Here is a 20,308-nt window from a genome sequence, read left to right on the forward strand (position 1 = left end):
TGGCCTTGTCTCCTAAACCGGGACCCGCGGGCTGTTGACCGGGGTCAGGGGCAGCAGCTTCTTACCGGTCGGGCCGATCTGGATCTCGGTGTCCATCGACGGGCAGACACCGCAGTCGAAGCACGGGGTCCAGCGGCAGTCGTCCTGCTCGTACTCACTGAGCGAGTCCTGCCAGTCCTGCCAGAGCCAGTCCTTGTCGAGGCCGGAGTCGAGGTGGTCCCAGGGCAGCACCTCGGCCTGCTCGCGCTCGCGGGTGGTGTACCAGTCGAGGTCGACACCGAAGCCGGGGAGTACCTCGGTGGCCGACTCGACCCACCGGGCGTACGAGAAATGCTCGCTCCAGCCGTCGAAACGTCCGCCTTTTTCCCAGACACGCCGGATCACTGCCCCGACGCGCCGATCGCCGCGACTCAGCAGTCCCTCGATCAGCGACGGCTCGCCGTCGTGATAGCGGTAGCCGATCGCCCGGCCGAGCGACCGGTCGCTGTTGATCTCGTCCTTGAGCATCTTGAGCCGGGCGTCGATCACCTCGGGCCGCACCATCGGCGCCCACTGGAACGGGGTGTGCGGCTTGGGCACGAACCCGCCGATCGACACCGTGCAGCGGATGTCCTTGGTGCCGGCGGCCGCGCGACCCGCCTTGATCACCTCGTGCGCCATCCGGCCGATCTGGAGCACGTCCTCGTCGGTCTCGGTCGGCAGACCGCACATGAAGTAGAGCTTGACCTGCCGCCAGCCGTTCGAATAAGCGGTGACGACCGTGCGGATCAGGTCTTCCTCGGTCACCATCTTGTTGATGACCTTGCGGATGCGCTCCGAGCCGCCCTCGGGCGCGAAGGTCAGGCCGGTGCGGCGCCCGTTCTTCGACAGCTCCTGGGCCAGGTCGATGTTGAACGCGTCGACCCGGGTCGACGGCAGCGACAGCGAGACGTTGGTGCCCGCGTACTGCTCGGCCAGGCCGGAGCACATGTCGCCGATCTCGGAGTGGTCGGCGGACGACAGCGACAGCAGGCCCACCTCGGAGAAACCGGAGAACTCCAGCCCCTCCCGCACCATCTGGCCCACCGTGGTGATCGACCGCTCCCGGACCGGGCGGGTGATCATGCCGGCCTGGCAGAAGCGGCAGCCCCGGGTGCAGCCGCGGAAGATCTCCACCGCGTAGCGCTCGTGGACCGTCTCGGCCAGCGGGACCAGCGGCTTCTTCGGGTACGGCCAGGCGTCGAGGTCCATCGTCGTGCGCTTGGCCACCCGGAACGGCACGTCCGGCCGGTTGGGCACGACCCGCTGGATGCGGCCGTCGGGCAGGTAGTCGACGTCGTAGAAGCGCGGCACGTAGATGCTCTCCGTGCGGGCGAGACGCAGCAGCAGCTCGTCGCGGCCGCCGGGACTGCCCTCGGCCTTCCACTCGCGGATGATGCCGGTGATCTCGAGGACGGCCTCCTCGCCGTCGCCGAGCACGGCGGCGTCGATGAAGTCGGCGATCGGCTCCGGGTTGAAACTGGCGTGGCCGCCGGCCAGCACGATCGGGTCGTCCACCGTGCGGTCCTTGCTCTCCAGCGGGATGCCGGCCAGCTCGAGGGCGGTGAACATGTTGGTGTAGCCGAGCTCGGTCGAGAACGAGATGCCGAGCACGTCGAAGTCGCCCACCGGGCGGTGGGCGTCGACCGTGAACTGGGGGACGCCGTGCTCGCGCATCAGCGCCTCGAGGTCGGGCCAGACCGCGTACGTACGCTCGGCGAGCACGTCCGGCTGCTCGTTGAGCACCTCGTAGAGAATCTGGACGCCCTGGTTGGGCAGACCGACCTCGTACGCGTCCGGGTACATCAGTGCCCAGCGGACGGTCGTGGCGTCCCAATCCTTGACGACGGCGCCGAGCTCGCCGCCCACGTACTGGATCGGCTTGCTGATCCGGGGCAGCAGCTGCTCGAGCTGTGGGAAGACGGAGCGTGCACTCATGGAAGTCCAGGGTACTCAGGCCCTATTTCAGGTCGGCCGCCGCCCGCTCCAGATCAGTGGTGAGCACATCCTCGCGAAACGCGCAAAGGGTCAAAGTCATCCGCGCGGCCCCCCGCTCCCCCACCACCAGCCGGGTCCGGGCACCGTGCCCCAGCAGGTCGCCGACCAGCGCGTCGAGCAGTCGGACACCGGCGCTGTCCAGGAACGAGACCGTGGTCAGATCGATCAGCACCTTGCCGGATTCCTTGATCCGGCCGACGATCGCCTTGCCGATCTCCCCCGAGTTGGCCAGGTCGATCTCGCCGGTCAGGCTGACGAGTTCGGCGTCGCCGACCTTCGAGAAGCTCACCCACTGATCCGTCATCGGCCCTCCCGGCTTCGCCGCATGATGACCGTAGTGCCGTCGCTGCGGTCGAACATCACCTGGTCCATCGATTCGCGGATCAGCTGGAGCCCCCGGCCGCGGGCCACGTCGGCGACCGCGCCCCGCCAGACGCCGTGGTCGGTGACCCGCACCTCGACCGCGTCGGTGGTGACCGTCGCGACCACGTCGATCGTGCCGAACGGGTTGTCGCGGTAACCGTGCTCGATCGCGTTGGCCACCGCCTCCGAGCACGCCAGCAGGACGGGGTCGCGGCAGTCCGGCTCGACGCCGTGCCCGACCAGCCAGGCCCGCAGGTCGGCGCGTAACAGCGCGATGTGCGCCCGGTCGGCGCCGAGGCTGCGCTCCAGCCGCTCCTCGGTGCCCAGCGACACGCAGAGCAGGCAGACGTCGTCGGTGTGGTCCCGGCTCACCAGCATGTCGGCGAGCCCGCCGGTCAGGCCCTGCATCGGCGCGTCCCGGCGCCGGGCGAACTCCCGGGACAGCACCTCGAAGCCCTTGTCGAGCGGCCGGTTGCGCCGCTCGATCAGCCCGTCGGTGAAGAGCAGCAGACGGCTGCCGGCGGGCAGGCGCACCCGCTGCTCGGTGCGGCGGGTGTCGCCGGCCTTCGAACCGAGCGGGGCGGAGCGCCCGCGCAGCAGAAACTCCGGCGGCCCCACCGGCGGCTGCAGCAGCGGCGGCATGTGACCGGCACAGGTGTACGTGAGTTCGCCGGCGACCAGGTCGATCTCGGCGTACGCCACGGTCGCCATGTGGCCGTTGTGCACCCGCTCGACGAACCGGTCGAGACCCTCGATGAGCTTGGCCGGCCCGACCGGCTCTCCGGCCAGGGCCCGGATCGCGCTGCGCAGCTGACCCATCGAGGTGGCCGCCTCGATGCCCCGGCCGACCACGTCGCCGACCACCACGGCCAGCCGATCCTTGGTGATCAGGAACGCGTCGAACCAGTCACCGCCGACCTCGAGGTCCCGGCCGGCCGCCTGATAGTGGGCCTCCAGGGCGAACCGCGGATCGCCGTGCGGCAGCTCCCCGGCCAGCAGACTGCGCTGCAGCGTCCGGGCGATCTGCCGCTCCTGCTCGTAGAGCCGGGCGTTCTCCAGCGCCAGCCCGGCCCGGTCGGCCAGGTCGATCAGGAAAGCGCGCTCCGCCTCGACCCCGCGCCGGTCGGGAACCATCCGCAGCGACAGCGTGCCGAGCACCCGGCCACGGGCGGTCAGCGGCAGCACCACACAGCCCAGCGGGTCGCCCGGCGCCGGGAAGACCGGCACGCACGCCCCGGTCGCCCGCTGTTCGGTCTCGGCGAGCAGGTCGGCCGCGGGCGGCGGGGCGCCGGCGTCCTCGAGGATGCCGGGCGTGCCGACGGCCAGGCGGAGCTGGGCCCAGTCGGCGATCTGCGGCACCACCCGGTCGACCAGCCGGCGGGCCCGGGGCATCAGCCGGTGCAACTCGTCCAGCTCGCGGGTGGTCTCGGCGAGGAAGGTGGCCCGTTCCTCGCGCAGGCGGGCGTCGTCGTAGAGACGGGCCCGGTCGAGCGCCTGGCCGGCCTGCTGGCCGAGCAGCCGCACCACGCGCAGTTCGCCGTCGGAGAGCTTGCGCTCGCCGGTGAAGCTGAACGCCAGCACGCCCAGGGTCTCGGTGCCGGCCTGCTCGTCGGTCGGGCCGGTGGTCAGCGGAAGCAGCACCACGGTGTTACGGCCCGACTTGCGCATGCTGTCGACCAGGTCGGGGAAGTGCTGCCGGGCCTCGCCGATCGAGCCGACCACGTGCAGGTCGCCACGCTCGGCCACCCGGGCCACCGCCCGCTTCGACGATCGCGGCATGTCGTCCCAGTTGCCGGTGGTCGGGTCGGTCGAGGCCACCGCGACGATCAGGTCGCGTTCCTCGTCGATCAGGTAGATGCTGCTGCTCGCCGCATCGAAGGCGGGCTCCGGGGCACGCACCACGGCCTCGGCGACCTCGGCCTCGGTCGGCGCCGCCGCCAGGTCGGCCACGATCCCCTGGAGCACCTTGACCCGGCGCTCCGCCGCTTCCGCCTGCTTACGGGCGTACAGCAGCTCCTTCTCGTATTTCCGCCGGTCGGTGGCGTTGAAGACGGTGGTGCGGATCGCCCGCGGCTCGTTGGCCGGGCCGCGCGCCAGGACCGAGTTGACGAGCGTGGCGAGCGTGCTGCGGTCCGCGCAGACCACGTCGAAGGCCAGCTCGCGCACCTCGTCCTGCATCCGCAGCAGCGGCGCGTAATGGGTCTCGTGGAAGATCTGGCCGCCGGAACTGAGCAGGTCCCGGAACCGGCGGTGCCCGACCAGCTCCGCCCGGGTGTACCCGGTCCAGGCCAGGAAGGTCTGGTTGACCTTCACGATGGTCCCGTCGGGGAGCGTGGTCAGATACCCGCACGGCGCGTGCTCGTACAGGTCGTCGGGATCGTCGTCCCAGGGCAGCCGCAACTCCTGCGTCACGTCCGGCCCACCAGAGTCACTCACGGTCCGCTCTACGCTCTACAGCCAGGCCTTTATCGCCTCGACGGTCTCGTCGGGCGCACTGAGGTTGGGGCAATGACCGGTCGCGTTCAGATGCACGAGGGTGCTACCCGCGGTGTGCTTGTGCACGTAGTCACCCACGACGGTCGGTGCGATCACATCATCCGTGCACTGCAGAATCAATGCCGGGGTACGCAATTCGAGCAGATCGTCGCGGTTGTCGGCCAGGAACGTGACTCGCGCGAACTTCCTGGCGATCTCCGGATCGGTCCGGCAGAAGCTGTTCGTCAGCTCCGCACCGAGCTCGGGCCGGTCGGGGTTGCCCATGATGACCGGGGCCATCTGGCTGGACCAGCCGAGATAGTTGCTGTCCAGGGCGTCGAGCAGGGAGTCGAGGTCGGACCGGTCGAAGCCGCCGACGTAGTTGTCGGCGGGCTCGTTGAGGTAGCGCGGGGACGGTCCGATCAGGACCAGCCGGGCGAAGCGCTCCGGCTCCTCGATCGCGGCCAGCACCCCGATCATCGCGCTCACCGAGTGCCCGACGAACACCACGTCCCGCAGGTCGTGCTCGTGCACGATCTCGAGGAGGTCGGCGGCATAACCGCCGAGCGTGGCGTAACGCTCGTCGTGATAGGCCGACAGGTCGGATTTACCACTGCCCACGTGGTCGAAGAGGACGAGCCGATGCGTGTCCGCGAAGGCGGGAGCCACGAGCCGCCACATGTTCTGGTCGCAGCCATACCCATGAGCGAACACCATCGGCTGACCGAGGACATTCCCGGCCAAAGTGACGGCGTTTCTCTCTGTCGTTCTCATGTCTCGGTAACCATACGGCTCCAGCGCGTCCGGCACATCGCCCAGGTTGTCCGGCCTGCACGTTCGGAATCCGGAACGCACCGTTCCTGATCGGTGGCGCACCGCATCTAACCTGGCCTGGAGAGCCGGGGCGGGAACGAAGGAGAGCGACGGATGGGCGACCAGCAGCCGGAAGAAATTCAGCCGGCCGCAGAACTTTCCGAACCCACCCGGATCGAGGGCGGCGAGGAGCCGTCGACTGTGGACGCGCCGGCCCGCTGGAGCGGCTCGGCCGCCGTGCCGCCGCCGACCCCCAAGAAGCCCCGCTGGACCCGCCGGCAACCGGAGCCCGAGGACGAACGCGCCGCGATCCCGGCCGTCGACCCGTGGGCCGGTCACGACACCCCGTGGGACCCGTTCCCGGCCGTGGACGCCGTCCCGCTCGAGGACCTGCCCCGGGCCGTGGACACTCTCCGGGACGTACCGGAAATTCCCGGAATCGACCGCACCAAGCCGGACCCCTTCGTGCCCCTGCCCGCCACCCGTATCGAGCCGCCGCCGGCCGCCGCCGCGGCACCGGGCGCCCCGCGCCCACCCGGCACACCCCCGCCCACCGCGCCCCCGGCACAGCGCCCGACCGCGCCGGACAAGCTCAGTCGCCGGGAGCGCAAGGCCCGGGAGCAAGCCGGCCGCGCCGCCCAGGCCGCCGCCGCCCGAGCCGTCGCCACGCAGGCGGCCGCCACGCAGGCCGCCGCCGCCCAGGCCGCCGCCGCCCAGGCCGCCGCCGCCCAGGCCGCCGCTCGGGCCGCCGCCGCGCGGAACGGTCGGCCGCCGGCGGTCAACCGGCTACCAGTGCGGGATCGGCTGCCGGCGCGAGACCGGCAGCCGGCGCGAGACCGGCCGGGCACGCCCGCGCTTCCGCCCGCGCCGCCGTGGGCCGCGCGTCCGCCGCAGCGACCGATGCCGCCGCCGCGGCGCAAACGCCGGTGGGGCCGCCGCCTCGCCGTGCTCACCGTGCTCGGGGTGCTCTGCTGCTGCGGCGGGCCGTTCGCCTATCTGCAGTTTCCGGCGGCGCGGCAATACCCGGTCAGTGCCGCCCTGCCGGCCTCCTTCTCCGACCTGCAGCTGCGCGACGACAACGACAGCCGGGCGGCCGCCGACCGGCTGGCCGAGCAGTTGCGCTCGGCCAAGGCGAGCGACGGCACCCCGTTCGCCGGGGTCTACGGCGACAGCCGGGGCAAGCGGATCACCCTGTTCGGCGTGACCGGCTGGCGGTTCACCCCGAAGTCCGACGTGCGGGTGCAGCTCGACAACCTGACCGACCAGCTCAAGCTCAAGCAGGTGCAGTCGTTCGACCTGGGCGAGTCCGGCGCGCACGAGAGCTGCGGCGTCGGCAAGGTGGACGGCAACTCGGTGGTGGTGTGCGCGTGGGCCGACCACGGCAGCCTGGCCACCGTGCTGCTGACCCGCCGCTCCGTCGGTGACAGCGCCGAGCTGGTGAGTCGGCTGCGGAACGCCGTGCTGAGTCCCGGCTGAGCGGGCACCATGGCGGCATGACCCGCCGCTGGCTGTTCGCCGACCAACTCGGACCGCACTTCCTCGACGAGCCGGGTCAGCCGGTGCTGCTCGTCGAGTCGAAAGCGGTGTTCCGGCGGCGGGCCTTCCACCGGCAGAAGGCGCATCTGATCCTGTCCGCGCTGCGGCACCGGGCCCGCAACGACGGCGTGCGCCTGGTGCGCTCGGAGAGCTACGCGGAGGCGATCACCGAGCCGGTCACGGTGTGCCACCCGACCTCACGGGCCGCGCGTGACCTGGTGCGCCGGCTTCCGGGCGTACACATGCTGCCGCCGCGTGGTTTCGTCACGTCGCCGGAGGATTTCGTGGCGTGGGCGGCGGAACGCCGCTCGCTGCGCCTGGAGGACTTCTACCGGGACGCGCGCACCCGGCACGACGTGCTGATGGACGGCCGTGAACCGGCCGGTGGGAGCTGGAACCTGGATGCCGAGAACCGGGAGCCGCCCCCGCGCGGCGCGACCCGCCTGGACGTGCCGGCGCCGCCCGCGATCGTCGAGGACGAGATCGACGAGGAGGTACGCGCGGACCTGGACCGCTGGGAGCGGGAGGACGGCATCGGGTTCACCGGGCGGGACGGGCCACGGTTGTTCCCGGTGACCCGCCGGGAGGCGCTGGCCCGGTTGCGCCACTTCGTCGAGCATCGGCTGCCGGTCTTCGGGCCGCACGAGGACGCGATGCTCGCGGGCGACCCGTTCATGGCGCACAGCATGCTCAGCGCCCCGCTCAACCTGGGCCTGCTCGACCCGCTGGAGATCGTCGAGAGCGCGGAGCGGGCCTACCGGTCCGGTGCCGCCCCGCTGGCGAGCGTCGAGGGCTTCGTCCGGCAGATCATCGGCTGGCGTGACTTCGTCTGGCATCTGTACTGGTTCCTGGGCCCGGACTACCGGGCCGAGAACGGGCTCGGCGCCCGCAAGCGGCTACCGGCCTGGTTCGACCGGCTCGACGCGGACAAGGTGCGGGCCCGCTGCCTCGCCGACGTGCTGGGCGGGGTTCGCGACCGGGGCTGGGTGCACCACATCCCGCGGCTGATGGTGCTCGGCAACTACGCGATGCAGCGCGGCTGGCAGCCGGGCGCGGTGGCGGACTGGTTCCACCGCAACTTCGTCGACGGGTACGAGTGGGTGATGACGGCGAACGTGATCGGGATGAGCCAGTTCGCCGACGGCGGCCGGATGAGCACCAAGCCGTACGCGGCCGGCGGCGCCTACCTCAACCGGATGAGCGACTACTGCGGGGACTGCGTCTACGACCCGAAGGTGCGCAGCGGCGCCAACGCGTGCCCGTTCACCGCCGGTTACTGGGCGTTCCTGGCCCGCAACGAGACCGCACTGACCGGCAATTACCGGATGCGTCAGCCGTTGCGGGGCCTGAGCCGCCTCGACGACCTCGAGGCGGTCGTCGAACAGGAGGCGACCCGCCGGATCCCTTAGGACTCGGTCGGCTTGGCGGGGGCGTACCGCGGCACGTATTCCTGGCCGGTCAGCTTCTGGATCTCCCCCATCACCTCGTCGGTGAGCGCGCGCAGCGCCGTGCGGTCGTCGGCCCGGTTGGCGGTCTCGATCGGCTTGCCGAACCGCACCGTGATCTTGCCGCGGAACGGCATCGGGTAGGGCTGACCGATGGGCTGCACCTTCTCGGTGCCGAGGGTGCCGACCGGGATGATCGGAACACCGGCGGCAACCGCCAGGCGGGCGACGCCGGTGCGGCCGCGGTAGAGCTTGCCGTCGGGTGACCGGGTGCCCTCGGGGTAGACGACCACGCAGTCACCGGACTTGAGGACCGGGATGGCGCCGTCGAACGCGGCCAGCGCGTCCCGGCCGCCGGCCCGCTGCACGCGGATGGCGCCGAGACCGTTGAGCAGGTTGCGGGTGAACCAGCCGGACAGGCCGGTGCCGTCGAAGTAATCCGACTTGGCCCAGAAGGCCAGGTGGCGCGGCACGACCGCGCCGAGGAACAGTTCGTCGGCGACCGAGAGGTGGTTGCCGGCGAAGATCGCGCCGCCGGTGCGCGGCACGAACTCGAGGCCCTCGACATGCGGCCGCCAGCCGAGCATCAGCGCGTTGCCGACGGTGACTTTGCCGACGGAGTAGAGCAGCGGCAACTTGGGGATCCTTCGGTACAGGTCGTGCACAAAGTGGGGGTGGCAGGGAGAGGTTATCGGACGTCACCCGGGAAGTCCCTGCCGAAGTTGCCGCGCGGCCCGAACAATCATCACGAACACGGCAAAAGCCCGGACCGGGTTAACTGTTTCACACCCTCCGCAAACCCTCGCCGGGCGCCGCCGTTCCCTGGACTCCCCCAGGTGTCGCACTGGTCGGCCTCCTCGGCGGAGATTCGGCCCGCCCCGAATTCGTTTCCTGACTCGTCCTCCTGGCCCTAGCGTTCCGGCGCATGGGGAACGAATACGCCATCGAGGCTGATCAGTTGCGCCGCACCTACCGCGGCCGCACCGGCTGGCTGCGGCCGAAGAAGACCGAGGTGGACGCGGTGCGCGGGGTGTCGTTCACGGTGCGGCGGGGCGAACTGTTCGGCCTGCTCGGACCGAACGGCGCCGGCAAGACCACCACCATCAAGATGCTGAACACCCTGCTCATCCCGACCTCCGGCACGGCCCGGGTGGGCGGCCACGACGTGGTCAAACAGACCAGAGAGGTACGCCGGCGCATCGGTTACGTCTTCGGCGGCGACCGTGGCCTCTACGAACGGCTGTCCGCCCTGGACAACCTGCGTTACTTCGCCGAGCTGTACGGGGTGGCCCCGCGCGAGCAGAAACGGCGCATCGCCGAGTTGCTCGACCTGGTCGGGCTGGCCGGCCGGGAACGCGAACGGGTCGAGGGCTACTCCCGCGGCATGCGTCAGCGCCTGCACATCGCCCGGGGCCTGCTGCACGCCCCCGACGTGCTGTTCCTCGACGAGCCGTCGATCGGGGTCGACCCGGTGGCCGCCCGCGAACTGCGCCGCACGGTCGCCGACCTGGCCGCGAGCGGCACCACCGTGCTGCTCACCACGCACTACATGGTGGAGGCCGACGAGTTGTGCGACCGCATCGCGGTGATCGCCGACGGGCAGATCCAGGCCCTCGGCACCCCGGCCGAGCTGCGGCACCGGGCGGACGGCCGGCGGGTGGTCGAGGTCGAGGCGTACGGCGTTCCGGACAGCGCGGTCGCCGCCCTGCGGGAGCTGCCCGGGGTACGCGAGACCGCGGTCGAGGAGCGCGGCGCCCTGCAACTGCTGACCGTGCAGTCCGACGCGCACGTGGACGTGCAGGGCGAGGTCCTGCGTGAGTTGGCCGGCGTCCGGCTCGGCCGGGTGTCCAGCCGGGAACCCACCCTCGAGGACGCGTACGTCGCGATCGTGAACGCCGCATGAGCACCCTGCGCATGCTGCTGCTGGGCACCCTGCTGCACGTCAAGCAGATCAGCCGGTCCCCGCTCGAGGTGGCGATCGCCATGGTCGTCCCGATCGTGCAGGCCACCCTGGCCGTCTACCTGTTCCGCTCGGGCGGCGAGCAGCACCGCCTGATCGAGGCGGCGGTCGGCGCGGGCCTGATGGGCGTCTGGTCGTCGGTCCTCTTCGGCTCGGGCGGCGCCATCCAGAACCAGCGCTGGCAGGGCACCCTCGAAATGATCATGCTGGCGCCCCGCCGGCCGATGCTCGTGATCCTGCCGATCACCGTGGCCACCGGGCTGACCGGCGCCTACTCCCTGCTCGCCACCCTGACCTGGGGCCGGCTGCTCTACGGCATCCGCCTCGACTTCGCCCACCCGGCCGCCTTCGTGGTCGCGGCCGTGGTCTGCGTGCTCGCGCTCGGCATGTTCGGCCTGCTGCTGGCGTCGACGTTCGTGCTGATGCGCAACGCCAACGCGCTGACCAACGCGCTCGAATACCCGATCTGGCTGGTCTCCGGGATGCTCGTACCGATCACCGTGCTGCCGGCCTGGACCGGCCCGATCGCCGCGGTGCTGCCCACCACCTGGGGCGCCCGCGCGCTGCGCGAGGCCACCACCGGCGGGCCGGTGTGGCCTTCGATAGGCATCTGCCTCGCCATCAGCCTCGGCTGTCTCATTCTCGGGGGCTTCGCCATGACGTACGTCGAACGACGCGCTCGCGCCGCCGCTACTTTGGCGCTCGCGTGAAGACGATCCGATTGATGACCGTGGGCGGCGTGATCGCCTACCGCGCCCTGTTCAACTGGACCAGGCCGAGCATCTTCATCGGTACGCTCCTGGTCGGGCCGCTGTTCCAGCTGCTCTTCTTCGCCTACCTGGGTCGTCAGCTCCAGGTCGCCGACGACCGCTTCTACATCGTCGGCAACGCGGTGCTGTCCGCCACGCTGGCCTGCGTCTTCGGCGGCACCCTCGCGGTCGGCAACGAACGGCGCTACGGAACCCTCGGCCACGTGCTGCTGTCCCCGCGCAGTCGCACCGCGCTGTTCCTGGGCCGGGCCCTGCCGTACGCCGGAAATGGTCTTCTCATCGCCGCGTTCACGCTCAGCGCCAGCGCGCTGATGCTCGGCCTGCGGATTCCGCTGTCGGCCCTGCCCGGACTGATGCTGGCGATGGCGACCGGATCACTGGCGTGCAGCTTCTTCGGCCTCACGCTGGGCGCCCTGGGCCTGCGCCTGCGCGACGTGTGGGTGATCTCGAACGTCGCGGTGGCCCTGCTGATGCTGCTCACCGGCGTGAACGTGCCGAAAGCCGGCCTGCCCGGCTGGATGGTGGCGATCGGGAACTACCTGCCGATCACCCACGCGGCCGAGGCGGCCCGGCGGTTCGCGGCCGGTTCCGACTTCGCGACGGCCGCACCGGAACTGGCCCGCGAAGCCCTGATCGGGCTGGGTTACGCCGTGCTCGCCGCGGCACTCCTCAAGATCTTCGAACTCGAGTCGCGCCGCACGGCGAGCCTGGAGACGCTGTGAGCTAGAGCTTGGGGAACCAGAGGGACAGCTCGCGAGCGGCGCTCTCCGGCGAGTCGGAGGCGTGCACGAGGTTTTCCCGGTTGGACAGGGACAGGTCGCCGCGGATCGTGCCGGCGGCGGCCTTCCGGCCGTCGGTGGAACCGATCATCGCGCGGACCACCTCGATCACCTGGTCGCCGCTGAGCACCAGCGCCGCCAGCGGACCGCTCGTCATGAACTCCTTGAGCGGCGGGTAGAACGCCTTCTCGACGTGATCGGCGTAGTGCTCGTCGGCGAGCGCCGCGTCCATCGTCCGCAGCTCCATTGCCTCGATCACCAGGCCCTTGCGCTCGAAACGCGAGATGATTTCGCCGAGCAGACCACGACGCACCGCGTCAGGCTTGACGAGCACGAGGGAACGCTCAAGTGGGCTGGTTCGCTCAAGTGGGCTGGTCACGGCAGATCCTCCAGAACTCGCTGTAAGCGACACGCGCAGTTCAGCCTATCGGTACCCGGGTGCAGGCAAGCGACTACCGCACTTTCCCTCGGACCGGGCCGGGCAATAACCTGACGGGACAAAGCGGGAGGTCCACATTGGCAAACCAGACCGGCCGTCCTATCGCACCGGCGCGCAAGCTGGTGGCGGCCGTCATGGGCACCATCGCCGTCTTCGTCGTGGCGCTCGGCCTCGGCATGTCCAGCTGGGGGGTGGTGGTCTTCGGCCTGGCCGTGCTCGCCCTCTCCATCGCCCTGGGCATGGTCAACGTGGTGCGCCGAGGCGCCCGCGCCTGGGTCACCGGCACCGCCGAGGTCCGGGCGATCTCACCGCCGCCCACCTCGTCGGCGGTCTACGGGCGCGCCGAGATCCAGGCCGTCGTGGTCGCGCCCGGCCTGCCCACCTCCGAGGTCACCATGCGCGAGCCGCGGGTGCCGGTGGTGAAATGGCCGAGGATCGGCGACACCCTCCCGATCACCGTCGACGTCGACGACATGCGCCGGGTCCGCATCAACTGGGACGAGGCAGCCCCCCATGAGCGCGGCGAGGATCCCCCGCCCCCGCCGCCCCTGGCCTACGGGGACGACCCCGACGACGAGCTGGACAACGACCTGCTGGGCGACCCGGAACCACCACCGTGGGCCGCCCGCGACCGCCAATGGGACGAGGACGACGAGGCCCCACCCCCGCCCCCGCCCGCTTCGTCCGCCGCCCCGTCGGCCGGCTTGTCCTCCGGCAACGCCGAGACCGTCGTGGTGCGGCACACCCCCGAGGGCACGATCCTCGAGGGTGAACTGGTCGACCACGACGACACCCCCCAGCCCCTACCCCGCCGCGCCCCCGCCGCCGGTCCCAGCACCCGCACCGCCGGTCCCAGCACCCCCACCGCCGGTCCGACCACCCCCACCGCGGGTCCGGGTGCTCCCACCGCGGATCCGGGCACCGCGGGTACCGGCGGGCCTACCGCTGGTCCGGGCGCGCCCACCGCCACCGCCGCGGCGGCCGTCCCGAACCGCCCGCGCGGCACCCCGCCGAGCCCGCACCGCCGCGGCGGCAGCGCGACAGCCACCGCCGAACCGATGACCGTGACCGCGGTGCCGCTCGTCGACGAGCCGTTGACCGCCCCGTCCCAGCGCAAGGCACCCTGGGAGCCGGCCCCCAGCACGCGTTCCGCCGAGGAGCCGGTCGACCTACCGCTCGACGAGCCCGAGCCCGAGCCCGCCCCGGACCCCGGCACGGACCGGATCCCCCACAGTCGTCAGGCCCGGCACCCGTCCGCGCCGGATCACGACCGGAACCGGGATCCTCTCCGGGAGCACGGCCCTCTCCTGGACCCGGACCCGTTCCTGGACCCGGACCCGTTCCTGAACCCGCTCCACGATCCGCTCCACGACCCCTTCCTGAACCCGGACACCGAGTTCGACGCCGATCCGAACCGCCGGTACCGCCGGCCCGAACCGACCGCCACCGCGGCAACCGCGACACCGTCGCCGACCGGCACGTTCCCGACGGCGCCCACTCCGGTGACCCCGCCACCCGCCACGCCGGCACCGACCGGCACGTTCCCGACCGCCCCCGACCCGGTGTCCCCGCCGGACCCGAAGCACCAGGCCGCGGGCCCGCAGCCGGTGCCCTTCGACGAGATCGACCTGCCTCTCGACGGCGATCCCGAACCGGCCCCGGAAACCACCGATCCGGCCGCGATCCACGCCGTCGACGAGGGCCTGATCGCCCCACCCGTCGAGGACGAGCCGCGGGGCACCGGAGGCGACCGCCCGGCACGCGACACCGACGAGAGCTCGACCCGGGCCGTGGCGGCGGAACCGCCCCCACCGGTCGCGCACAGCATTGTGGACTCCAGCGAACGACCGACCACGCAGTTCCGCACGAATCCCGCCCACGACGAGGAGTCAGCGGCCGCCGCGGCCCGGCCGGCGGAGACCAAGCCGAGCGTCGTGGCCGGCGCTGCCGCCGTCGTCGGTGCCGCTGCCGCCTCGGTCTTCGCCGCCGTCAAGAAGGTCGGCCGCGACCACCACGAGGACACCACACCTTCCTCGGTCGAGGCCGACCCGACCGGTCCCGCGCCCTCGTCCCCCGCCGAGCCGCCCTCGTCCCCCGCCACGCCGGCGGCCGAGACGCGGCCGGACCCGGCGCCCGCGCCCGCACCGGGGGCGGCGAGCGGCGGTGGGCCGTGGGCGGAACCGCCGTCCTTCGCCGCGGTGCCCGATGAGCGTGCGGACGACGTCATCACGGCCTACCCGAGTGCGCGGCCCGGTCCGGCCGGGGCGATCTACGGGGTGGGCATCACCGTGCTGGTCACTGACCTGGCTCGGTCGATCTCGTTCTACCGGGACACGCTCGGGTTCTACGAGATCGACAACGGCGAGGGCAGCGCGGTGCTGGCCTCCGGGGACACCCGGCTGGTGTTGCGTACGGTGAACGACATGTCCGCCGCGGCGGCCCGGCTGATCTACCTCAACCTGGAGGTGGGGGACGTCGAGGCGGTCTATGCCGAGCTGACCGCGAAGGGCGTGCCGTTCGAGCACCCGCCGCAGCCGGTCAACCGGGGTGAACGCCTGGAGCTGTGGTCGGCCACGTTCAGCGACCCGGACGGCCACCACATCGCGATCACCCAGTGGCGGGCGATCAGGTAGGTCAGCCCAGGATCCGGCGGCGTACGTAAGCGGCGTACGCCCACGCCGCGCCGAAGATGATGCCGAGGACGGCCAGGGACCAGTGCAGCAGGCCGCAGGCGACGAGCAGCACCTGCAGCACGGCCCCGGCCGCCCACGCCCACGGGTGCTTCATCATGCCCGCGAGCAGGAACGCCACGACCGCCAGCGCGACCACCGCGCCGACACCCCAACCGCTCAGGTGACCGCCCATGATGCGGATCGGCTGGATGCCCAGGAGCAGCACGATCGCCTCGAGAACAAGGGTGCCGGCCCCCAGACCTCGTACCGCCGCCTGTGGGTTCCGAAGTCCTGACCTCGGGGTTTGCTCGGTCATCGCTTGAGCAGTTTCCGCGCGTCGGCGACCGTCACGACCGAGCCGGTGATGAGCACCGCGACCCCGCTGAGCTCGCCGGACGTGTCCTCCTCGGCAAGCACCACGGCTTCCTCGATCGCGTCCGGCATGGTGTGCGCCACGGTCACCCGGTCCTCACCGAAGATGCCGGCCGCGATCTGGGCGAGCTCCTCGACCGGCATCGAACGCGGCGAGCTGTTCTGCGTCACCACGATCCGCGCCGCCACCGGTTCGAGCAGGTCGAGCAGCCCGGACACGTCCTTGTCGGCGAGCACCGCGACCACCGCGACGAGGTGGCGGAAGGTGAACTCCTCCTCGAGCGCGGCCACCGTGGCCGCCATGCCGTGCGGGTTGTGGGCGCCGTCGAGCAGGATCGTCGGGGCGCTGCGCACCCGCTCCAGCCGGCCCGGCGAGTCGACCTGGGCGAAACCCTCCCGCACCAGCTCGGCGTCGAGCTGCTTGTCCTTGCCCGCGCCGAGGAACGCCTCGACCGCCGCGAGCGCCGCCACCGCGTTCTGCGCCTGATGCGCGCCGAACAGCGGCAGGAAGATCTCGTCGTAGATCCCGCCCAGGCCCTGCAGGGTGAGCAGTTGCCCACCGATGGCCTGGGTGCGCTCGACCACGCCGAACTCGCTGCCCTCCCGGGCCAGGGTCGCGCCCATCTCGGCGCAGCGCTCGACGATCGGCCGCATCGCCTCCTCGGTCTGCAGCGCGCTGATCACGGTGGCGCCCTTGTGGATGATGCCGGCCTTGGCCCAGGCGATGTCCTCGATGGTGTCGCCGAGCCATTCGGTGTGGTCGAGGCCGATCGGGGTCAGCACGCAGACGCCGGCGTCGATGACGTTGGTGGCGTCCTCCTCGCCGCCGAGCCCGACCTCGACCACCGCGATGTCCACCGGCGCGTCGGCGAACGCCGCGTAGGCCATCGCGGTCGTCATGTCGAAGTAGGTCAACGGCTCGGTGTTGCGCGCGTCGATCAGCTCGGCGAGCGGCGCGACCTCGCCGTAGATGTCGACCAGCCGTTCCTCGCTTACCGGCTCGCCGTCCAGGCTGATCCGCTCACGGACCGTCTCCAGGTGCGGGCTGGTGTAGCGGCCGGTGTGCAGACCGTGCGCCCGCAGCAGCGCGTCGATCATCCGGGCCGTGCTGGTCTTGCCGTTGGTGCCGGTCAGGTGGATCGCCGGGTAGGCCCGCTGCGGGCTGCCCAGCACGTCCATCAGGTCCCGGATCTTGCGCATGTCGAAAACCATCCGGGTGAAGCCGCGCTCTTCCAGCCCGGCCACTACCTCGTCGTACTCGCTCATGCTGTAGGCAACGTCGAGAGGGCGGCGGCAATTCGCGTGAGATCCGCCTCGGCCGTGGCGAGGCGGTCCTTGATCTTCGCCACCACCTGTTCGGGGGCCTTGCCGACGAAGGACTCGTTGCCGAGCTTCGCGCGGCACTGGGCCGCCTCCTTCTCCGCGACTGCCTGGTCCTTCGCCAGCCGGGCCCGCTCGGCCGCCACGTCGATCGTGCCCCGGGTGTCGAGGTCGACCGAGATGCCGCCGGTGATCGCCAGCGTGGCGGTGGTGGCGAAGCCGTCGGCCGGCCGGTCGAGCCGGGCCAACGAGCGGATCAGCGGTTCGTGCGTGTCGATGCCGACGTTGCCGAGACCCGTGAGCGCGGCGGTGACCCGCTGGGTCGGCTTGAGGCCCTGATCCGAGCGGAAGCGCCGGACCTCGGTCACGACTTTCTGCAGGGCGGCCAGCTCTTCCTCGGCGGCGTCGTCGATCAGCTCCTTGTCGGCGACCGGCCACGAGGCCTTGACGAGCGACTCGCCACCGGTGAGCGCGATCCAAAGCTCCTCGGTGACGAACGGGATGACCGGGTGCAGCAGGCGCAGCAGCTGGTCGAGCACGTGGCCGAGGACGCGCCGGCTGTTGGCGGCCGCGGCGTCGTCCGAGGCGAGCACCGGCTTGCTCAGCTCCAGGTACCAGTCGCAGACGTCGTCCCACGCGAAGTGGTAGAGGGTGTCACAGACCTTCGCGTACTCGTAGGTCGCGAACTGCTCGTCGACCTCGCCGATCACGTGCTGCAGGCGGGACAGCATCCACTTGTCGATGGCTGACAGTTCGCTCGTCCCGGGCAGCGGTCCCTCGATCGTGGCGCCGTTCATCAGTGCGAACCGAGTGGCGTTCCAGAGCTTGTTGCAGAAGTTGCGGGAGCCCTGGCACCACTCCTCGCTGATCGGCACGTCCGAGCCCGGGTTGGCGCCGCGAGTCAGGGTGAAGCGAGTGGCGTCGGCGCCGTAGCGGTCGATCCAGTCGAGCGGGTCGACCACGTTGCCGAACGACTTCGACATCTTCTTGCCGTGTCCGTCACGCACCATGCCGTGCAGGTTGACCACGTCGAACGGCTGCACGCCGGCCCCATTTGAATCCCGCACCGCGTACAACCCGAACATCATCATCCGGGCCACCCAGAAGAACAGGATGTCGTAACCGGTGACCAGCACACTCGTCGGGTAGAACTTGGCGAGTTCGGCGGTCTGCTCGGGCCAGCCCATCGTCGAGAAAGGCCAAAGAGCGGAGGAGAACCAGGTGTCGAGTACGTCTTCGTCCTGGTGCCAGCCGTCACCCGTGGGCGGCTGCTCGTCCGGACCGACACAGACCACCTCGCCCGCCGGTCCGTACCAGACCGGGATGCGGTGCCCCCACCACAGCTGACGCGAGATGCACCAGTCGTGCATGTTGTCGACCCAGGCGAAATAGCGCTTGGACAGCTCGGCCGGCTCGATCCTGACCCGGCCGTCACGCACCGCGTCACCGGCCGCCTTGGCCAGCGGCCCGGTGTTGACGAACCACTGCAGCGACAGCCGCGGCTCGACCGTCGTCTTGCAGCGCGAGCAGTGCCCCACCGAGTGCAGGTAGGGCCGCTTCTCGGCGACGATCCGGCCGTCCTCCCGCAGCGCCGCGACGATCGCCGGCCGCGCCTCGTAACGGTCCAAGCCCTCGAACGGTCCCGGCACCGTCACCACCGCGCGCTCGTCCATGATCGTGATGCTCGGCAGGTTGTGTCGCTGCCCGATCTCGAAGTCGTTCGGGTCGTGCGCCGGCGTCACCTTGACCGCACCCGTGCCGAACGACGGGTCGACGTGCTCGTCGGCCACGATCGGGATGCGCCGCCCGGTCAGCGGCAGCTCCACCTCGGTGCCGACCAGGTGCTTGTAGCGCTCGTCGTCGGGGTGGACGGCCACCGCGGTGTCACCCAGCATCGTCTCGGCCCGGGTGGTGGCCACCACGATCGCGTCGGCACCGTCGCCGTACCGGATCGAGACGAGCTCACCCTCGTCGTCGGAGTGCTCCACCTCGATGTCGCTGAGCGCGGTCAGACAACGCGGACACCAGTTGATGATCCGGTTGGCCCGGTAGATCAGCTCGTCCTCGTACAACCGCTTGAAGATCGTCTGCACGGCCCGGGACAGGCCCTCGTCCATCGTGAACCGCTCGCGGCTCCAGTCGACCGAGTCGCCGAGCCGACGCATCTGGCCGAGGATCGCGCCGCCGGACTCCGCTTTCCACTCCCAGACCTTCGCCACGAACTTCTCGCGGCCCAGGTCGTGCCGGGACAGCTGCTGAGCGGCCAGCTGCCGCTCCACGACGTTCTGCGTGGCGATGCCGGCGTGGTCCATGCCGGGCAGCCACAGCACCTCGTAGCCCTGCATCCGCTTGAGGCGGGAAAGGGTGTCCTGGATGGTGTGATCGAGGGCGTGGCCGACGTGCAGGGAGCCGGTCACGTTGGGCGGCGGGATGACGATCGAGAAGGCGGGCTTGTCACTTGCCGGGTCGGCGGTGAAGTAGCCGGCCGATACCCACGTCTCGTACCGCCGCTGCTCTACCTCGCCCGGTTGGTACTGGGCGGCGAGGCCACCGGTGGGCCGGCTGTCGGGGGTGCGGGTCTGGGTCGTATCGGTCACCCGACAAGTCTACGGAGCCCGGTGTCGAACTCGAATTCGCACCTCCTCCGCCGGTGGCGGATTGCTACGCTCGCGCAATGTCCGACGCCCCGATCGATATCGGCCCCATCGAGCTCGCCGAGGAACAACCCGAGCCGGCCCCTCGACCGAGGTCGAAGGTACGCACGGTGGTCCTCTCGTCCCTGCTTGTCGTCGCTCTCGGCGGGGCCGGGGTGCTGGGCTGGACGGCGTGGCAGATCTCGTCGCAGAAGGACGTGAAGCTGACCGCGCCCGAGACGGTCGGCACCCTGACCCAGAACAAGTCCGAGGACGCGCGGTCCACCGCCGACTATCTCCAGACGGCACTCGCCGCCGAGATCGACCTGGACAAGACCGTCGCCGCCGTTTACTCCGACCCGAACGGCCAGGACAAGAATGTTCTCTTCTTCGGCGGCACCACGCTCTTGTGGACGCCGGAGGACGACCTCGACACGGCATTCAATCTGATCGCCGACAACCAGGGCGCGGTCACCGGTGTGCACGACGTCGACGCCGGCGAACTGGGTGGCACAGCGAAGTGCGGAACGACGAAGTCCGACACCGGCGAACTGCCGGTCTGTGGCTGGGCCGATCACGGCAGTCTCGCTCTGGCGATGTTCCCGAACCGTACGGTCGACGAAGCCGCCCCGATGTTCCGACAACTCCGCGAAGCCTCGGAAAGCCGCTGAAAAGCAATTAGCCCGCCCACGTGAGTGGGCGGGCTAATTGTTAA

16 protein-coding genes are annotated in these 20,308 nt (G+C 70.9%); 7 read left to right on the forward strand and 9 right to left on the reverse strand.

Annotation, left to right across the window (positions count from 1 at the left end):
- Nucleotides 1–12: 12 nt before the first annotated feature.
- Genes Afe05nite_RS32935 through Afe05nite_RS32950 form a run of 4 tightly spaced genes read right to left on the reverse strand, consistent with a single transcriptional unit; the run spans nt 13 to nt 5,628 of the window.
- Nucleotides 13–1,956, reverse strand: coding sequence for a TIGR03960 family B12-binding radical SAM protein (locus Afe05nite_RS32935; RefSeq protein WP_203821162.1), 1,944 nt, complete (start codon nt 1,954–1,956; stop codon nt 13–15).
- Between the two features lie 22 nt (nt 1,957–1,978).
- Complete coding sequence (locus Afe05nite_RS32940; protein WP_203821163.1) at nt 1,979–2,320, reverse strand: STAS domain-containing protein; 342 nt, start codon at nt 2,318–2,320, stop codon at nt 1,979–1,981.
- A complete protein-coding gene (locus tag Afe05nite_RS32945) occupies nt 2,317–4,815 on the reverse strand; it encodes a SpoIIE family protein phosphatase (RefSeq protein ID WP_239118365.1) in 2,499 nt (832 codons plus the stop codon). The genes Afe05nite_RS32940 and Afe05nite_RS32945 overlap by 4 nt, the downstream gene beginning before the upstream one ends.
- A gap of 15 nt (nt 4,816–4,830) precedes the next feature.
- Nucleotides 4,831–5,628 carry an alpha/beta fold hydrolase gene (locus tag Afe05nite_RS32950; RefSeq protein WP_203821164.1) on the reverse strand — a complete coding sequence of 266 codons (798 nt, stop codon included), beginning with the start codon at nt 5,626–5,628 and terminating at the stop codon, nt 4,831–4,833.
- A gap of 153 nt (nt 5,629–5,781) precedes the next feature.
- Here Afe05nite_RS32950 and Afe05nite_RS32955 point away from each other — a divergent pair, with 153 nt between their 5' ends.
- Both Afe05nite_RS32955 and Afe05nite_RS32960 read left to right on the forward strand, forming a co-directional pair.
- Complete coding sequence (locus Afe05nite_RS32955) at nt 5,782–7,143, forward strand: hypothetical protein (protein WP_203821165.1); 1,362 nt, start codon at nt 5,782–5,784, stop codon at nt 7,141–7,143.
- A gap of 17 nt (nt 7,144–7,160) precedes the next feature.
- Nucleotides 7,161–8,612 carry a cryptochrome/photolyase family protein gene (locus Afe05nite_RS32960; protein ID WP_203821166.1) on the forward strand — a complete coding sequence of 484 codons (1,452 nt, stop codon included), beginning with the start codon at nt 7,161–7,163 and terminating at the stop codon, nt 8,610–8,612.
- Here the strand turns inward: Afe05nite_RS32960 and Afe05nite_RS32965 are convergent.
- On the reverse strand, nt 8,609–9,283 hold the full coding sequence (locus Afe05nite_RS32965; protein WP_203821167.1) for a lysophospholipid acyltransferase family protein: 675 nt from the start codon (nt 9,281–9,283) through the stop codon (nt 8,609–8,611). The genes Afe05nite_RS32960 and Afe05nite_RS32965 overlap by 4 nt on opposite strands.
- Nucleotides 9,284–9,573: 290 nt before the next feature.
- On the opposite strand from Afe05nite_RS32965, the gene Afe05nite_RS32970 reads away from it, so the two are divergent.
- From Afe05nite_RS32970 to Afe05nite_RS32980, 3 genes are read left to right on the forward strand one after another with little or no spacing between them, the layout of a single operon-like run.
- Nucleotides 9,574–10,551, forward strand: a complete 978-nt coding sequence (locus tag Afe05nite_RS32970) for an ABC transporter ATP-binding protein (RefSeq protein WP_239118366.1) — start codon at nt 9,574–9,576, stop codon at nt 10,549–10,551.
- The gene (locus Afe05nite_RS32975) at nt 10,548–11,318 is read left to right on the forward strand and encodes an ABC transporter permease (protein WP_239118367.1); all 771 of its coding nucleotides are present in this window, start codon (nt 10,548–10,550) and stop codon (nt 11,316–11,318) included. Before Afe05nite_RS32970 ends, Afe05nite_RS32975 begins: the two co-directional genes overlap by 4 nt.
- A complete protein-coding gene (locus Afe05nite_RS32980; protein WP_239118368.1) occupies nt 11,315–12,100 on the forward strand; it encodes an ABC transporter permease in 786 nt (261 codons plus the stop codon). The genes Afe05nite_RS32975 and Afe05nite_RS32980 overlap by 4 nt, the downstream gene beginning before the upstream one ends.
- Nucleotide 12,101: 1 nt before the next feature.
- Here the strand turns inward: Afe05nite_RS32980 and ndk are convergent, their stop codons facing one another.
- The gene (gene ndk / locus Afe05nite_RS32985; protein ID WP_203821168.1) at nt 12,102–12,536 is read right to left on the reverse strand and encodes a nucleoside-diphosphate kinase; all 435 of its coding nucleotides are present in this window, start codon (nt 12,534–12,536) and stop codon (nt 12,102–12,104) included.
- A 137-nt stretch (nt 12,537–12,673) separates the two neighbouring features.
- On the opposite strand from ndk, the gene Afe05nite_RS44690 reads away from it, so the two are divergent.
- Complete coding sequence (locus tag Afe05nite_RS44690; protein WP_275407529.1) at nt 12,674–15,229, forward strand: VOC family protein; 2,556 nt, start codon at nt 12,674–12,676, stop codon at nt 15,227–15,229.
- Between the two features lies 1 nt (nt 15,230).
- Here the strand turns inward: Afe05nite_RS44690 and Afe05nite_RS32995 are convergent, their stop codons facing one another.
- Genes Afe05nite_RS32995 through Afe05nite_RS33005 form a run of 3 tightly spaced genes read right to left on the reverse strand, consistent with a single transcriptional unit; the run spans nt 15,231 to nt 19,557 of the window.
- Nucleotides 15,231–15,584, reverse strand: coding sequence for a DUF4233 domain-containing protein (locus Afe05nite_RS32995; protein WP_203821169.1), 354 nt, complete (start codon nt 15,582–15,584; stop codon nt 15,231–15,233).
- The gene (locus tag Afe05nite_RS33000) at nt 15,581–16,906 is read right to left on the reverse strand and encodes a bifunctional folylpolyglutamate synthase/dihydrofolate synthase (protein WP_203821170.1); all 1,326 of its coding nucleotides are present in this window, start codon (nt 16,904–16,906) and stop codon (nt 15,581–15,583) included. The genes Afe05nite_RS32995 and Afe05nite_RS33000 overlap by 4 nt, the downstream gene beginning before the upstream one ends.
- Nucleotides 16,903–19,557 (reverse strand): valine--tRNA ligase, encoded by a 2,655-nt coding sequence (locus Afe05nite_RS33005; protein WP_203821171.1) that lies wholly within the window; start codon nt 19,555–19,557, stop codon nt 16,903–16,905. Before Afe05nite_RS33005 ends, Afe05nite_RS33000 begins: the two co-directional genes overlap by 4 nt.
- A 77-nt stretch (nt 19,558–19,634) precedes the next feature.
- On the opposite strand from Afe05nite_RS33005, the gene Afe05nite_RS33010 reads away from it, so the two are divergent.
- Complete coding sequence (locus Afe05nite_RS33010) at nt 19,635–20,264, forward strand: hypothetical protein (protein ID WP_203821172.1); 630 nt, start codon at nt 19,635–19,637, stop codon at nt 20,262–20,264.
- Nucleotides 20,265–20,308: the final 44 nt, after the last annotated feature.

This window comes from Paractinoplanes ferrugineus (assembly GCF_016862195.1).
GTDB lineage: Bacteria > Actinomycetota > Actinomycetes > Mycobacteriales > Micromonosporaceae > Actinoplanes > Actinoplanes ferrugineus.